Genomic DNA, 16,439 nt, shown 5'->3' with positions numbered 1-16,439 from the left:
ACTTAAGTCGGGCTTTTGGTACTTTTATTGCCTGTTAAGCAAATAGATTTAGTGATCGTGAGCTTCACTAGATCCTTTAGGATTACGAATACCTTCAACCAACTGCTGAATTTCCAGTGGTGTCGGTTTAGTAAATTTAAGTACTATTGCAGCAACTGCAAAGTTAATTATCATACCTACTAAGCCAATACCTTCAGGCGAAATACCTAAAAACCAATGCTCGGCACTATTAAGCTCTGGGCTAACAAACTTAAAGTAAATAATATAACCGGCGGTAAAACTAATACCCGTTACCATGCCAGCAATTGCGCCTTCTCTGTTCATTGCTTTAGAGAATATACCCATAATAATAGCTGGGAAGAAACTCGCTGCCGCTAAGCCGAAGGCAAATGCGACCACCGATGCCACAAACCCTGGCGGGTTAATCCCAAAGTAGGCGGATATAACAATAGCGACCATGGCAGCTAACCTCGCTGCGAGTAATTCTTGCTTATCGCTAATATTGGGCTTAAGGGTTCGCTTGAGTAAATCGTGCGATACGGAGGTAGAAATAACTAACAGTAAACCTGCGGTTGTTGATAATGCAGCTGCAATACCACCGGCAGCAACTAGGGCAATAACCCATGCTGGTAAGTTAGCAATTTCTGGATTAGCAAGTACCATAATGTCGCGATCAACATCTACTTCATTAGCACTGTTTGGATCGTTGATGCTGCCTGAAGTGTAAAACATTTTGCCATCACCATTTTTATCATTAAAAGTAATTAAGCCGGTACGTTCCCAGTTTTTGATCCACGTTGGTGCTTGTGCATACTCTGTACCGCTACCATCTTTACCGTTAATAGTATCAACCATGTTTACGCGAGCAAATGCAGCAACCGCTGGTGCTGTAGTATAAACAATAGCAATAAACACTAAGGTCCATGCCGCTGATATACGCGTATCTTTAACGCGAGGTACAGTGAAAAAGCGAACAATTACATGTGGTAAACCTGCAGTACCCACCATTAATGCACCGGTAATAGCAAATACATCAATCATGCTCTTAGAGCCTTCGGTATACTGAGAAAAGCCCAATTGCGAACTTATGCCATCTAGCTTATCAAGTACATAAGCACCTTCTCCGCCAATTAATGTGGCACCAAAACCAGTTTGTGGCAAAAAGTGACCTGTCATCATCATAGAGATAAAAATGGCCGGTACTAAGTAAGCAAATACCAGCACACAATACTGTGCAACCTGCGTATAAGTAATACCTTTCATACCACCTAAAACAGCATAAAAGAATACAATAACCATACCTATGTATACACCGGTTTCAATTTCTACTTCTAAAAAGCGAGAAAAAACCACGCCTACACCACGCATTTGCCCTGCAATGTAGGTAAAACAAATGAATATGGCACATACAATTGCCACTAAACGTGCGGTACGTGAATAGTAACGGTCGCCAATAAAGTCTGGCACAGTAAACTTGCCGAATTTACGTAAGTAAGGCGCTAAACACATGGCAAGTAACACATAACCACCTGTCCACCCCATTAAGTAAACGCCGCCGTCGTAACCCGCGAACGAAATAATACCCGCCATTGAAATAAACGACGCCGCGCTCATCCAATCGGCTGCGGTTGCCATACCATTAGCTAAAGGAGGTACGCCGCCACCCGCTACATAAAACTCTTTAGTTGAACCCGCTCTGGCCCAAATTGCAATGCCGATATAAAGCGCGAAGCTTAAACCAACAATTAAAAACGTGAGTGTTTGAACATCCATTGCTTAGCTCCTATTCGTCTACGCCATATTTTTTATCTAACGTATTCATTTTGACTACGTACACAAAAATCAAAGCCACAAAGGTATAAATTGAACCTTGCTGGGAGAACCAGAAGCCAAGTTTAAACCCAAAAAAACGTACTTCATTAAGTACATCAACCAGTAATATGCCAAAACCAAATGACACGACAAACCACACTGCTAATAATTTAAATAACAGTGAAATATTTTCCGCCCAATAAGCTTTTGCTTGTTCTTCATCTTTAAAAGCCATTTTTATTTTCCCCTTTAAGCATCACTAAAAAGTAATGAGTGGTTTATTTTTCATCTACCAATTTAGCAACGCAATGCAAATATTGAATTGCGACCATAGTCGTAACAGCCTGTTAACCTTTAAGCAAAAAACCAGTATTTAGCTGATATTAAAATTAAAAAGTATTATTTTTCAGTTATTTAAAAATTCACTTAGAGAGAGTTTGTTAATATTTTGCAAGGATTTAGATTACATGCGACATTAGTCTTATACTGTATTACTATAATTTAATGTTTATGAATAACATTTAAAAACAACAGCTTAAACTTATAAATAAATATCGCACCCATACTTAATTCAAGCTCTGGTATTGTGTATAGTCCATGCTAGTTGAGTGCATATTCAAAAAGGTTTAATAAATACATGACTGCCGTACTAATTTTTGTTGCTTTGAGCTATATAGGGGTGCTGTTTTGGCTCGCAAGTTGGGGCGATAAAACCACGCCTTTGGCTAAGCGTATTAGTCATCACCCTTTTGTGTACGCATTTTCACTGGGCATTTATTGTACATCTTGGACCTACTACGGCTCGGTAGGAACTGCTGCCACAAGTAGTTGGAGTTTTTTACCCATATTACTAGGCCCCGCATTATTGTTTTTTTTCGGCCAAGGCTTTTTACGTAAATTAGTTTTAGTGAGTAAAAAGCAAAATATTACTACCATTGCCGACTTTATTTCTGCCCGTTATGGCAAGCGCCAAACCACCGCTATTATGGTGACTTTAATCGCGCTATTAGCGACTATTCCGTATATTGCGCTGCAATTAAAAGCGCTCAGTTCGAGCTTTTTACTGCTGCAAACAAGTAATAAAGTATCTGGAGATATAGTCGCCTTGTCGGCAACCTTAATTATGGCGTTATTTGCGATATTTTTTGGCACTCGAAAAGTTGATGTCACCGAATACCGCTCAGGGTTAATGCTTGCTGTAGCGTTTGAATCTCTCATAAAATTAATTGCACTCATGGCGGTAGCTGGACTGGCTGTGTATTCTTTATTTAACTTACCTGAGTCTTATGCTAACCAAGTAGACGAGCCTTTGTGGACACACTGGGCCGACTTTGACTTTTTTAGTTTTAACTTTATTGGCCAATCATTAATGGCTGCGGCGGCTATTATTTGCCTACCGCGTCAGTTTCATGTCACCGTGGTCGACAATCAAGACAAGCGTCATTTATTTACCGCGCGCTGGGCGTTTCCACTGTACTTATTACTTACCGCAGCAATGATTTTCCCAATAGCAACCGCCGCTATTCACCCAGAAATAGGCCGTAGCTTTTCGCCCGACAGCTTTGTGTTAGCCCTACCTATGCTGCACTATAATGCCTTTTTAACCACCTTCGTTTTTATTGGTGGCTTGTCGGCCGCCACCGCTATGATAGTGGTAGCAACACTCACTTTAAGTACTATGATTTCAAACGATGTAGTACTGCCCCTAATACTACGTCGCAAATTTAAACGTAACTTAATAACCACCAGCTATAGATCGAGAATACTATTAGTACGACGCTTTGCTATTGCCGGTATTTTAACCTTGGCTTACTTTTATCAGCACTGGTTTGGTCACGGAAGTGCATTAGCTAGCATGGGCTTGGTTGCATTTTCGTTAGTAACCCAGTTATTACCCGCTATTGTAGGTGGTTTATATTGGCGAAAAGGCCATGCTTATGGCGTTTATGCAGGCTTACTTGCAGGCTTTATATGCTGGGTGCTGTTTTTAATGCTGCCTATTTTAGATGCTGGTAATACGCTAAATACCGATCTACAACAAACCCTTATGACTCGCGGCACGCTGATTGCGTTATTTGCTAATATTGGCTGTTATATTAGCTTTTCGTTAGGGGCTGAGGAGCGATTAATTGATAAAATTCAGGCTGCTGCATTTGTTAACCCAAAAGATCAGACTATTTTATCAAAGCGTTTAAATAAAGATGTAAAAGCCACAGTATACGACTTTAAAATACTGCTACAGACCTTTTTAGGCATTCAGCGCAGCCAGCAAGTATTAGCCAATTATGCCCTAGCCCATCATTTAAGTGACAACAACGCGCATCCCAAACCTGAGTTTATTGCCTATTGCGAACGTGCGTTAACCGGTGTACTTGGTGCATCGTCGGCTCAAGCATTAGTGCACACAGTCTCATCTGGTAAGCGCATGGCATTTGAAGAGGTGGTTAACTTTTTTGATGAAACCACCCAAGCACTGCAATTTAACCAAAACTTATTATTTACCTCACTTGAAAACTTAAGCCATGGCCTTTCTGTGGTCGACAAAGATTTAAAACTTGTTGCCTGGAATAAACGCTATAGCGAAATGTTTAATTACCCTGAAGGTTTTTTAGAGGTGGCCCAACCGGTAGAAGACATAATACGTTATAACGCAGAGCGTGGTGAATGTGGCCCAGGCGAAATAGAGCGCCATGTTGAAAAACGGGTTCGCCATTTAAAAAATGGCACCTCGCATCACTTTATTCGCCACCGCCGCAACGGCCAAGTGTACGAAATGATAGGTAATCCTTTGCCTGATGGCGGCTTTGTTACCAGCTTTTCAGACATAACAGCGCATATTAATACCCAAAATGCGCTGGAAGAAATTAATATCGATTTAGAAAACCGCATCGAGGCGCGTACTCAAGAAGTACAAACCATTAATAAAGACCTACAAGCGCAAATAGATAGCCGAGTTCAAACTGAGCAAGCGCTAACTTTAGCCAAGCGGGAGGCCGAAAAAGCCAACGATAGTAAAACCCGCTTTTTAGCACTGGCGAGCCATGATATTTTACAGCCACTAAATGCCGCGCGTTTATACCTTGCCGCCATTGACGAAAAGCAGCTCAATAGCACTAATCAAAATAATCTGGATAAACTAGGAGACAGCCTAGACTCTACCGTGCATTTAATGTCGGCACTGCTTGAAATAGCCAAGTTAGAACAAGGCGCAATGGCGCCTACGCCACGGCACTTTTGTATTGACGATATTTTGCAACCGCTTAAAAGCGAGTCAAGTATTTTACTCAGTGTAAAAGGGTTGTCGTTCAAAGTGCTTTCTAACCAACAAATAGTGCACAGCGATATTACTTATTTACGACGTATTATCCAAAACCTGCTCTCTAATGCAATTAAGTACACACAAAGCGGTAAAGTTTTAATTGCCTGTAGAAACCGTAAACATAGCCTGCGCATAGAAGTATGGGATACAGGGCAAGGGATCAGTGAAGCAGAGCAAGCTAAAATTTTTAATGACTTTTACCGAGTTGAGGCTGGCGACAATAAAGGCATAGGCTTAGGTTTAGGAGTAGTAAAAAGAATGGCTGACTTACTCAGCTTACCGCTTGATGTATGCTCAGTGCCCAATAAAGGCAGCCGCTTTAGTATTGAGGTACCTTATGGTGATGCAAAATTTGTACAGCATAAAAGTATTGCTAATAGTGTAATGGAAAACCGCGCCGCCATTAATATTATTGCCGTTGACGACGATCCTGCCAACCTAGCTGCCATGGCAAGCTTACTCAACAAATGGCAAGCCAATTACACCTTATTTGATAACGTTGAACAGGTGCTTGCGCACGCTAATAAGCACAGCGCACCCGATGTGATTTTAATGGATTACCAACTAGGTAATGATTGCGACGGCATAACACTTATAAAAACCCTGAGAGATATTTGGCAACACCAAGTCCCTGCTATTTTAATAACAGCGGTGCGCGATGAAGAGCTAAAACTAGAAACTAAAGCGGCTAATATTCATTATCTTAGTAAGCCTATTAAACCGGGCAAACTAAAAGCGCTGCTGAATCACAGCACTTAAAAGTTATACCCGGCCTGTGAGTAATAGCGGGCTGGTTTTTTCTTTACGTTAGTTTATAAAGGCTTAAGCCAGATTAGCGCGGCTTCTCAGCTTTTGAAACAACCAGCTCAGCCCGACTAAAGATAGCCCTAATCCAATAAACGATACCGCTTTTAGTAAACCTGTTAAGTTTGCCATATCGATTAAAAATACTTTTAAAATAACCGCGGCCAATAAGCCTAAACCTACTTTTTGTATTAGTAGCTGATTTTTAAGATGGCCCACAATAACGGTACTCGCTCCCAGTACCAGCCAAATAATAGAATAGCTATAAAGCTCAGCGTTACCTACCCCCTTAGATAAGTAAATATACGCCCCTTGCCAATATTGACGAATTAAACTGTTAATTGCTAAAAAGGTAAATGCCCCCGCAATTGCGAGAACTATCGCAATTATCTTAGTATTTATAGCTTTGCTATTTATAGTTTTAAGTAACCTTGCTAACCATAAAGTTAACCCTGCAGGTACTAACCATAATAACAATAACCAGTTAAATATTGGCGTTGTACCAATATCTATCGCACTCAATAACGGGTTGTCGTCAACTAAGGTTTTTAGTGCAAACACACCAGCTAAGCCCGCCAATGCAAAGCCGCCAAAGCGATACAGTTTTGCTAAACTCCCTGCTATTCGCGCGCGATATAAATACACACAACCTAACCCAAGCCAGTTACAAACCAGTAGTACTTGCTCGTAAAAACTCAATGAATCAAATTGTGGATAATGCCCTACTAGCTGATAACTGGTTTCGGTGGTAATAAATAATGCCAAGCAATGCAGCGCCGCACCTGCTAGCCATAACTGCATTTTTGATGTGTTAAAACATCTTGCTGCAACATAAAATAGCGCCGTACACAGCGGGTACACCACTATGCTCCAGTGCAAACCAAAAATAGTAAGTGCTTCGTAACTTGGTGTCCAAGGTGCGAAAGTTAGTCGCAATAATAATGCTGCCACCAGCGCTTTAATAGGCCAGTGTGGCATAGGTATACTGTGGCGTTTGATCAGTAAGCTAATCAATAACACTTGAATAGCCAGCGCTATGGTTAAGCCACTGTCGTTTAATAGCATAGTAATCGCGAGCGTAATATTAGCATTTGCTGCTATCCAGTAGGTAAAACGCTGATACAAACTAGCACTGTACAGCGCGCTTTTTATTAAAACAGCACTGCCAACAAGTAATATAACTGCCCAAAGCGGATACGCTGTACTTAACGCTGAATTAGGAATTAGTGCGTATAAAGTGGCTATCATTAAAAATAAACTAAATGCACCGGTAATATGAAATGCCAAGCGCTTAGGAAACTTACGACCAAAATAAAGGCCATAAGCAGTCAAGGCAAAACCTAGCACTAAGCCTAGTCCATATTCTTGTTTAAATATAAACAAGGCATCATCATAATCAAAAGTTTGCTGAGTACTGACTAAAACGATAAAGGCTATTACTAAACACACAGCTTGCCATAAATCCCAGCGGCTATTTTTTAGTACTAAAAACAGCATTAACACTAAAGTTATTAAGCTAAATATCTGAAACTGCACGTCAAACCTATGCAATAGCATCATCAAAATAAACGGTACGGTAAACACTAACATTAACGGGTGATCGGGCAGTACGCTAATTAAACGCTTTAAGCTGTGCGGTCGAAACTCAATTAGCGCAAACCTTACCCCTAACCGAGGGATAGCTATGAGGCCAATAATACTGGCAACTGCATAAACACCCAGTAGCCAAATGGTGCTGCTTTCAAGTAAAACAAAACCCGCTAAGTACCAAAAAACATGCCCAGCCCAAAGTAAATACCACAGCCAAATACGCTGTACTTGGTGCGCCACTATGGCGGCAAATAAACTAACAAAGCCAACATACATAAATAAAGAAAATAAATTAACACTATTACTACTAACCCAAATAGGCACGCTGTAGGCACCAATAATGCCCAAAACAGCAAGTAAAGGACCAAACTTAATTGCCATAACGCTTGCACATAAAGCAATAATCGCCAACAGCACAAATGCAACTGTGGAGCTAAGCATGGCGTAGTTACTGTAAGCAAGTAAGGCTAACGCAAAGCAGGTAATAAAGCCGCCACTAGCAAGGGCTGCCGGAATATAGTTATTAAACCCTTCAAATATAATGCGTTTATAATGTAAATACCCAGCGGCTGCTATTAAACCAAGGCCAAATAGTGCACCTAAACTCAACCGCATAACGGGCGAAAGTAACCCAGCTTCTAAGCTGTATTTTGCTAAAAAAATACCGCCAAACGCAAGCGCTATCGCGCCTATCCAGGTCATCCAGTTTTCTTCAAACCCTGCACCAAATTTATTAAATAATGTATTTAAAACGCTAGGCTTTTTAGGGAAGGTATTTGTTTTAGCTGTTTTTGTAACTGCAGCTTCATTGCTGCTTATAACCGCGGTTTTTACTTGCGCTGAAACGGGTGCTGGTGTGCTTACTTGTGATTGTAGTTGCGCTTGTGATGGCGCTTGCTTACTAGCAAGCGGTGTTAATTGCTCTTGTTGCTGGAGTAAACTATTTACTTTAGCTGTTAGCTGTACAACTTGTTGCCTTAAGCTTTTAAGCTGTGTAAGTGCAATAAACCCGCAAATAGCGCCTGCTATTATCGCTAATATAAATAGCCCAGCTAACCCAATCAACTCATCCATGGCATGCTCTTATTATTTTATTTAAGGTAAATTAGCGGTATTAAATTACCGTCGTTAACCACCATATACCGATTACAAAAACAGTTAAAGTAATCATGGCTTTAGTTTTATGTTTGCTAATAAGTTGCTCAGCTTTATTACCGGCATAATAAACTACTACCGCTAAAGCGAAATATCGAATAGCGCGCGAAATTGCGCTGGCTAATAAAAATAACCCGAGGGAATATTTAGTCGCCCCCGCTGCCAGCATAGCTATTTGAAATGGAATAGGCACTATGCCTAGCGTTATTACAAACCAAAAGCCTTGATTGTGCATTTGTTGTTTAACATTTTCAAACTGCTCGGGGCTTGAGAAACTATTAATGATCCAATCGCCAACGGCATCAAATAAGTAATAACCCAGCGCATAACCAAATAACGCCCCCACAATACATCCCAAAGTGGCCATTAAAGCAATAAGCCATAATTTTTCGCGACGTGCTTGCATTAAGGGTACTAAAACAGCTTCAAGCGGAATAGGTACTATGGTCGACTCTAAAAACGACGCCACGGTAATGCCACTGAGCATATGTTTAGATTCAATAAAATTACGTGTTTTTTGTTTAAGCTTTTGTTGAATCGCCATAATAACTCCCTTTCATTGTGAATAAAACGCGATTTCAGATGCTTTATCATTACATACTTAAGTTAATCTAGACTGAAAATATACACCGTTAGTTATAAAACACTTTAATTATTAACAAATTGGTAATAGCTACGGCGATCTTTTATTATTGAGTTATATCATTGAATTTACTTATTACAGTAGTTATTAATTTATGCAAAGTGCGCGTTTTATTCCCTTTAGAAAGCAAGATATTGTTGATATGTGTAGCGAAGAGCTCAATAACAACACGCAACAAACATCGTTTAAACAGTTTTGTGATTTATTAGCCAGCCTTATTCATTACGATTACCACGCAACACTTGAGTCACTTAAAAATAACTATGCGCCGTTTGATCCCAATAGCGACACACGATCTTTAGCCCCGGTATCGGCAGAACAAAAAGCACAGTGCCAACGTGATTTTGCTAAAGATTTTGCCAAGGTACTTAACGCCGCTAATTTTGAAGTGATCACCAATGAAGACTTACAAGATGCATTAAACGAAGAGTCACTATTTAAAGTGCGCCTTGAAGTTGAATTTGATGACTTTGAAGAAGTGGTTTTTTATCGCCGTGGCGAGTCGCAACTTAGTGAAACTATTACCAGCTTTTGGGGCCTTCGTAAAAAGCCGTTGCACTTTACTAATTACGACCGTGTTGCGGTGTTTATTCGCTTTAAAGATAGCGCTTATTTTAAAGCTAAAAATAAAACGCCTCTGGGGTTTGAGCCAAGTTCAACCATAGTAAAGCTATTTCAAAATGTGCCAAAGGCGGATCTTGAAATGCTATTTCCTAATAGCGAAGTGCGCATGCGCCCTATCGATAAGGTCATTATTGGTTCATCCGCTTTAGTTGGCGGTGCGGTGGTACTTATCACTAAATTGGGCGCATCAATCGTATTATTACTTGCTCTGTTTGCTTTTTGGGGTGGTTTTAGAAATGAAGCCGTAGAAATGACTCAACAGCATTTTATTACCTTTGCCATTGGTATGGGGGTTTTTGGCAGCTTTATTTTTAAAGAATGGAGTAAGTTTAAAAACCGCAAAATAAAATTTATGAAAGCCCTAAGCGATAACCTCTACTTTAAAAATCTCGATAACAACGCGGGCGTATTTCACACGCTTATAGATGCCGCCGAAGAAGAAGACATAAAAGAAGCCCTGCTTGCGTATACCTTTTTACTAAAATCAGAAAGTGGCTTAAGCGCACAAATGCTTGATGAGCAAATAGAGCTTTGGTTTAAAAGCAAATACCAGTGCGATCTCGATTTTGAAATTACTGACGCGCTTGAAAAACTGGTGCGTATGCGCTTAGTAACGTGCATTAATGGTGTGTATAGCGCAATAAATTTAGATCACGCAAAAACCATACTGGATGAGCGCTGGGATAATCTTTTTCAATATAATTAATCTAGTATTTTTGCTAAATAATACCCAAATAAAAAAAGCAGCTGTAACTACAGCTGCTTTTTTTATTAGCTTTAAATCGATAATATTTAGATTAACTCAGCCTCTTTTTGCTTATTAAACTTTGCATGCACTAATTTATAAAGTGCGGGCAAAATTAACAGCGTGAGTAAAGTGGATGAAATAATTCCGCCAACCACTACTGTTGCTAAAGGTTTTTGCACTTCAGACCCCGTCCCCGTATTAAGTGCCATGGGTATAAAGCCTAAGCTCGCCACTAGTGCTGTCATCAATACTGGGCGCAGGCGCTGTAATGCGCCGCTGTGTATTGCTTCAAACAAACTCAAACCGTCGCTTCGTAATTGCTTAATAAACGAAAGCATAACCACGCCATTTAATACGGCTACGCCACTTAGGGCTATAAAGCCAACACCTGCTGAAATTGAAAGCGGCATATCGCGCAGCAATAATGCAAACACACCACCAGTCAACGCCAAAGGCACGCCACTAAATATAATTAACGAATCTCGCAACGATCCAAAGGCGCTATAAAGTAAGCCAAATATAAGCAATAAAGTGACCGGCACAACCAAGGATAACCGCTTACTTGCCGATTGCAATTGCTCAAATGTGCCACCGTATTCAAGCCAATAGCCACTTGGTAAGTTAAGATCTGTATTCATACTTGCTTGCGCATCACTTACAAAACTTGCTAAATCGCGCCCTTCTACATTGGCAGTTACCACTACGTTGCGCTTACCACTTTCGCGGTTTATTTGGTTAGGACCTTTTTCAATGCTGATAGTCGCCACTTCACCTAGCGGTACAAACGCAAGTTCCGGGTTGCTCTCTTTAGGTAAAGCAACTGGCAAACGGGCAAGTGCTGATACATCGCTAGACCAACGCTTATCAAGGCGCACTAATAACGAAAAGCGTTTATCACCCTCGTAAATTAGCCCGGTTTGCACACCACCAACAGCGGCGGCAAGTGTTTGTTGAATGTCGTTTACACTTAAGCCTAATAACGCCATGTGGTCGCGCATTGGTGTTACCGAAAGTGTTGGCAACCCTTCCATTTGCTCCAAACGTACATCGGTAGCGCCTGCAATATTACGCATTAAGCCTGTCGCTTTTTCGCCAAACGCTTTAAGTACGCTTAAGTCATCACCGTAAATACGCAGTGCTACATCGGCGCGCACACCGGCAATTAACTCGTTAAAGCGCATTTCTATTGGTTGTGTGAATTCGTAATTATTACCAGGCACATCGTTAACACGAGTACGAATTTGTTTAATCAACTCTTCTTTAGTGAGTGCTGGATTTGGCCATTGCTCTTGAGGTTTTAACATTAAAAAAGTATCGGCTACGTTTGGCGGCATAGGATCGCTTGCCACGTCAGCAGTACCAATTTTTGAAAAAACGTTAGCGACTTCGGGTTGCTTTAAAATGGCTTGTTCAAGCTCTTTTTGCATTTGTACCGATTGCTCAATACCGGTGCCAGTAATGCGCAGCGCATGCATAGCAATATCGCCCTCATCAAGCTGCGGTAAAAATTCTGCCCCCATATTTTTAACTTTAAAACCAAGCACCAATACTAATGCAGTAGCAATACCCACCATAAGCCACGGTAATTTGAGCGATATACCAAGTAATGGTTTATATACTTTTTTAACGCCGCGCATGACTGCGTTTTCGGTTTCATTAACCTTACCGCGAACAAATACCGCAATAGCAGCAGGTACAAAGGTAACGCCAAAAATAAGCGCGCCTATTAATGCAGCAACTACAGTAAACGCCATTGGCTGAAACATTTTTCCTTCAACGCCGCTTAGTGCAAATAAAGGTAAATAAACCAGCATAATAATAACAATACCAAATACAGCCGGTGTAAATACCTCTTTGGTGGCTGCAGTCACTACATTTAAACGCTCGTTTAACGTAAGTAGCCTGCCATGTTTATGTTGCGCCACACCGAGTTGGCGCAGGCAGTTTTCGACTACAATTACAGCACCATCAACAATTAAACCAAAGTCGATTGCACCTAGGCTCATTAAGTTACCCGATACGCGATTACCCACCATACCTGTAATGGCAAACAACATACTGAGCGGAATAACCATTGCAGTAATAAGCGCGCCCGTTACATTACCCAGTAGTAATAGCAAAATTACTATCACTAAAACGGCGCCTTCAAACAGATTGGTTTGCACCGTTGCTATGGTTTTATCAACAAGAGTAGTACGATCGTAAACCGCTTCAACAATTACGCCAGCGGGTAAGCTTTTTTGCACATCAACTAACTTATCAGCCATGGCTTTTGCAACTACGCGGCTGTTTTCGCCAATGAGCATCATGGCAGTACCAAGCACGGTTTCCTCGCCATTATAAGTCGCCGCGCCTGTTCTAAGCTCTTTGCCTAAATGCACGTTAGCCACATCTTTAATGCGTACAGGTGCATCATCGCGCTTAGCAATAACGGTATTGGCTATATCTTCTAGCGTTTTAAGTTGCCCTGGCGAGCGTACTAAATATTGCCCATCATAGCGCTCAATATAACCTGCCCCTCGGTTACTGTTATTAACCTCAAGTGCACTAATTACATCGCTAATAGTAAGCTTATAGGCAATCAATTTTTCGGGCACTGGTGCTACTTGGTACTGGCGCTCAAAACCACCTTGGCTGTTTATTTCGGTTACGCCTTTTACTTTTAAAAGCTGCGGACGAATAACCCAATCTTGCAAAGTACGTAAGTCTTCGGCGTTGTAAGCGGTGCCATCGTCTTTTAACGCATTGGGCTGTGTATGCACACTATAAGTAAATATTTCGCCTAAACCACTGGCAATAGGACCCAAGTTTGGCTCTACGTTACTAGGTAAGTCGGAGCGAATACTTTGAATACGCTCACCAATTTGCTGACGCGCCCAATAAATATCTGTGCCTTCATTAAAAATAACCGTTACTTGCGAAAGCCCATAACGCGAAAGCGAACGAGTGTAGTCAAGCTTAGGTATGCCCGCCATGGCGGTTTCGATTAAATAGGTAATGCGTTGCTCTACCTCTAATGGCGTAAAGCCCTGTGCTTTGGTATTAATTTGCACTTGTACGTTGGTTATATCGGGTACTGCGTCTACCGCTAAATTTTGAATGTTGTATACACCAAACCCAGCAAATAAAAATGTAAGCGCAAGCACCAGCATGCGGCGTTTAACCGCAAAAGAAACTATCCAATTAATCATGGTGCCTCCTAGTGAGCGTGGCTTGCGCCGCTTTTTAAAATATCGGCTTTAATTACATAACTATTGTCTGTTACGTATTCACTACCCGCGTTTAAGCCTGTAAGTACTTCTACCCATTCGCTATTTTTTGCACCTAAGGTAACGGGACGCACTTCAAACACATTATTTTTACGAACAAACACACTTGGTTGACCGTTAAACTCTTGAATTGCTTGTGGCTTTACCCGCACGCTGGCATTTATTTTAGCCACACTTACATCGCTATTTATATGCATGCCTGGGCGCCAGTGCCCGTCTGGGTTATTAAGCTCTATACGGGCACGGGCTATGTGCCCTCCAGTCATCATTGGGGCTATAAAAAACACTTTCCCTTGTGTATTTAAATGATGATGTAGGTCGTACACTTTAGCGCTTTGCCCAATGGCTAGCTTTTCAATATTTTCGGGAAAAGCCGACAGCTCAACCCATACATTATCAAGGTTAACTACTTGCATAAGTGCGCTGGTGCTTGCAAGCTCACCACGTTTTAAATATTGCTCAGTTACAACGCCACTAATAGGGCTTTTAATGGTGTAGTTTTGCAGTGTTTCGCGGTTAGTGATACTTACAAGCGCCTCGCCTTTTTTAACGCTTTGGCCAATGCTTACAAAAATATCACTGATCAATCCCGTATACGGCGCCATTACTTCTACTGTGCCGTGCTGGGTTGGCGCTATAACACCAAAAAGCGTATCGGTAATATCTACCTCACCACTTTGCGCTACCTCGGTTTTAATGCCTGCGCGTTCAATAGCTCGCTCTGTTAGCGTGGTTCGCCCTTCGTGTTGCTCGTACTCATAGCTAATACTCTCGCCTTTATAATTAGCAGTAACGGCAAGTACAAATGAATGCGGTTCGTTAATTGATTGCGTACTTACGAGGTAGTCGCCCTCCGTTGTGAACTGTATATTTTGCGGCGCTTCAACTAATCGTTTTAAACTCATTGTTATGTTTAAATCTCTTATATTAATTGGCTTATTTTGCTTGTAAGCGTATATACGCAGCTCAACATTACCGGCAAATTCTTGTAATTTAAGCTCAAGAGTTAACTTAGGATCAGCTAATAAAAAACCACCGTGTGGACCTTGCTTTTGCTCTTGTTGCTCAGTTTCTCCATGCTCGGCAGATGCAAGTACACTGGTGCTTAACACGCTGCCAGCAAGTAAAAGTGATACTAATAATACAATTATATTTTTATTCATGATTGGTAAGTCTCAATTAAAGATTGGCCAGTTAAACGCTCAAGGGTAAGTAGCACTTGGTACAGCTCTGCGTGGGTTGCAATGAGTGCGCGTTTAGAGTCAAAGTGTGCTTGCTGAGCATCGAGCAACTGCAGCACCGAAATTTGCCCGCGTTGATAGCTGTTTAAGCTTTGCTCTATCAATGTTTGTGTCTGAGGAATTATTTGCTTATTTAATAACGTGGCTTGATTTGCTACCCCTTGATAATAAGCATACAGAGTACGTACTTGCTGGCGTAACTGAACTCGCAACAGCCCTTGCTGCTGGTTTAAAAGCGCAAGCTCACTTGCTGCTGCAGCAATATTACCGCTATTAGCATTACTGATTTGCAGTGGCATAGAAAACGAAAACAACAATGAACTCGAATCACTTTGTTGGTTGTAACGCACACCACCACCAATATTTATATCACTTTGCCCATTGGCTTTTTGCAGCGCTAAGTTAGCCGTTTGCTGTATATATTGCTGCTGAAGTAAGGCAAATTCAGGTGCTAAATTTACCGCATCTAAAAGCGCTTGCTGTGATTTAAGCGGCGTGATGACGTTAATATTTCCCGCTAAAAAAGCACTACTTTGCTCATCAATCCAAAGCTCATTAAGTAATAAACGCGCGCGCTCAAACTCACTTGTTAGCTTTACTTGCTCAAGCTCTACTTGGCTAAGTGCATACCGCATACGACTTACATCGGCTTGCGATACAGCCCCGGCATTTGCTCTTTGCTCAATTGTTTTGAGCGCCCGTGTTACAACGCTTTTTCGCTCAACATTTAATGCTAATAAGGTTTGAAATTTAAGTGCGCTATAGTAACGCTCTGCGGTGGTAGCTAATAACGCTAAACGCGTATTTTGATACTGTATAGCCTGCGCTTTAATATTTGCAGTAGCAAAACTTACTCTACTTTGGCGTTTATCTCCCAGCTCAATAAGTTGGCTAAGCCCGAGCGTTATTTCAGCGCCTTTTACGCCACGCGCATCATTAGTACCTAACACATTTTCAACTGCAACACTAAGCACAGGGTTTGGCGAAAGTGTGGCTTGAGATTTAAGCGCGCTCAATATTTTTTGATGATAGGGGTAGCGTTTTAATATCGGATTTTGTTGCTCGGTATTACTCAGCGCTTGCTTAAGCGTGAGTATATTTTCACTCGCACTAATATTAGCCAGCGCATTATATACCGGCAGCACGCAAAGTAGTGCCACCAGCATAATTGGTTTTTTATTCATATAGCTTGTCCATTTTTTAACAAACAGGGTTAACTTACAAAATAATTTAA

At 41.2% G+C, this 16,439-nt stretch carries 9 protein-coding genes; 2 read left to right on the top strand and 7 right to left on the bottom strand.

Features of this window, described 5'->3' with window-relative positions; all coding sequences use genetic code 11:
- Positions 1-48 precede the first annotated feature (48 nt).
- Together PTRA_RS03045 and PTRA_RS03040 are read right to left on the bottom strand one after the other, a co-directional pair.
- Positions 49-1,773, bottom strand: a complete 1,725-nt coding sequence (locus tag PTRA_RS03045) for a sodium:solute symporter family protein (protein WP_058372634.1) — start codon at positions 1,771-1,773, stop codon at positions 49-51.
- Positions 1,774-1,783: 10 nt separating this feature from the next.
- The gene (locus PTRA_RS03040; RefSeq protein WP_011327286.1) at positions 1,784-2,047 is read right to left on the bottom strand and encodes a DUF4212 domain-containing protein; all 264 of its coding nucleotides are present in this window, start codon (positions 2,045-2,047) and stop codon (positions 1,784-1,786) included.
- A gap of 402 nt (positions 2,048-2,449) precedes the next feature.
- Here PTRA_RS03040 and PTRA_RS03035 point away from each other — a divergent pair, with 402 nt between their 5' ends.
- Positions 2,450-5,890 carry a PAS domain-containing hybrid sensor histidine kinase/response regulator gene (locus tag PTRA_RS03035; protein WP_058372633.1) on the top strand — a complete coding sequence of 1,147 codons (3,441 nt, stop codon included), beginning with the start codon at positions 2,450-2,452 and terminating at the stop codon, positions 5,888-5,890.
- 63 nt (positions 5,891-5,953) lie between these two features.
- On the opposite strand, the gene PTRA_RS03030 is transcribed toward PTRA_RS03035, so the two are convergent.
- Positions 5,954-8,599: a DUF2339 domain-containing protein gene (locus tag PTRA_RS03030; protein ID WP_058372632.1), complete on the bottom strand. Its 2,646-nt coding sequence runs from the start codon at positions 8,597-8,599 to the stop codon at positions 5,954-5,956.
- A 40-nt stretch (positions 8,600-8,639) separates the two neighbouring features.
- Positions 8,640-9,224: a YqaA family protein gene (locus tag PTRA_RS03025; RefSeq protein ID WP_058372631.1), complete on the bottom strand. Its 585-nt coding sequence runs from the start codon at positions 9,222-9,224 to the stop codon at positions 8,640-8,642.
- Between the two features lie 193 nt (positions 9,225-9,417).
- On the opposite strand from PTRA_RS03025, the gene PTRA_RS03020 reads away from it, so the two are divergent.
- Positions 9,418-10,653, top strand: a complete 1,236-nt coding sequence (locus tag PTRA_RS03020; RefSeq protein ID WP_058372630.1) for a TMEM143 family protein — start codon at positions 9,418-9,420, stop codon at positions 10,651-10,653.
- 86 nt (positions 10,654-10,739) lie between these two features.
- Here PTRA_RS03020 and PTRA_RS03015 read toward each other — a convergent pair whose 3' ends face one another.
- Genes PTRA_RS03015 through PTRA_RS03005 form a run of 3 tightly spaced genes read right to left on the bottom strand, consistent with a single transcriptional unit; the run spans position 10,740 to position 16,389 of the window.
- Positions 10,740-13,886, bottom strand: coding sequence for an efflux RND transporter permease subunit (locus PTRA_RS03015; protein WP_058372629.1), 3,147 nt, complete (start codon positions 13,884-13,886; stop codon positions 10,740-10,742).
- A gap of 8 nt (positions 13,887-13,894) precedes the next feature.
- Positions 13,895-15,127, bottom strand: coding sequence for an efflux RND transporter periplasmic adaptor subunit (locus tag PTRA_RS03010; RefSeq protein ID WP_058372628.1), 1,233 nt, complete (start codon positions 15,125-15,127; stop codon positions 13,895-13,897).
- Positions 15,124-16,389, bottom strand: a complete 1,266-nt coding sequence (locus PTRA_RS03005) for a TolC family protein (RefSeq protein ID WP_058374509.1) — start codon at positions 16,387-16,389, stop codon at positions 15,124-15,126. The genes PTRA_RS03010 and PTRA_RS03005 overlap by 4 nt, the downstream gene beginning before the upstream one ends.
- Between the last annotated feature and the right edge of the window lie 50 nt (positions 16,390-16,439).

The organism is Pseudoalteromonas translucida KMM 520, from assembly GCF_001465295.1.
Taxonomy (GTDB): domain Bacteria; phylum Pseudomonadota; class Gammaproteobacteria; order Enterobacterales; family Alteromonadaceae; genus Pseudoalteromonas; species Pseudoalteromonas translucida.
The sequence above is the reverse complement of the archived record's forward strand: the minus strand, read 5'-3'. Positions and strand labels throughout refer to the sequence as shown.

Bases quoted from the DNA above. Each gene is read 5' to 3' on its own strand.
- PTRA_RS03045 (WP_058372634.1), bottom strand. From the start codon at position 1,773: ATGGATGTTCAAACACTCACGTTTTTAATTGTTGGTTTAAGCTTCGCG.
- PTRA_RS03040 (WP_011327286.1), bottom strand. From the start codon at position 2,047: ATGGCTTTTAAAGATGAAGAACAAGCAAAAGCTTATTGGGCGGAAAAT.
- PTRA_RS03035 (WP_058372633.1), top strand. From the start codon at position 2,450: ATGACTGCCGTACTAATTTTTGTTGCTTTGAGCTATATAGGGGTGCTG.
- PTRA_RS03030 (WP_058372632.1), bottom strand. From the start codon at position 8,599: ATGGATGAGTTGATTGGGTTAGCTGGGCTATTTATATTAGCGATAATA.
- PTRA_RS03025 (WP_058372631.1), bottom strand. From the start codon at position 9,224: ATGGCGATTCAACAAAAGCTTAAACAAAAAACACGTAATTTTATTGAA.
- PTRA_RS03020 (WP_058372630.1), top strand. From the start codon at position 9,418: ATGCAAAGTGCGCGTTTTATTCCCTTTAGAAAGCAAGATATTGTTGAT.
- PTRA_RS03015 (WP_058372629.1), bottom strand. From the start codon at position 13,886: ATGATTAATTGGATAGTTTCTTTTGCGGTTAAACGCCGCATGCTGGTG.
- PTRA_RS03010 (WP_058372628.1), bottom strand. From the start codon at position 15,127: ATGAATAAAAATATAATTGTATTATTAGTATCACTTTTACTTGCTGGC.
- PTRA_RS03005 (WP_058374509.1), bottom strand. From the start codon at position 16,389: ATGAATAAAAAACCAATTATGCTGGTGGCACTACTTTGCGTGCTGCCG.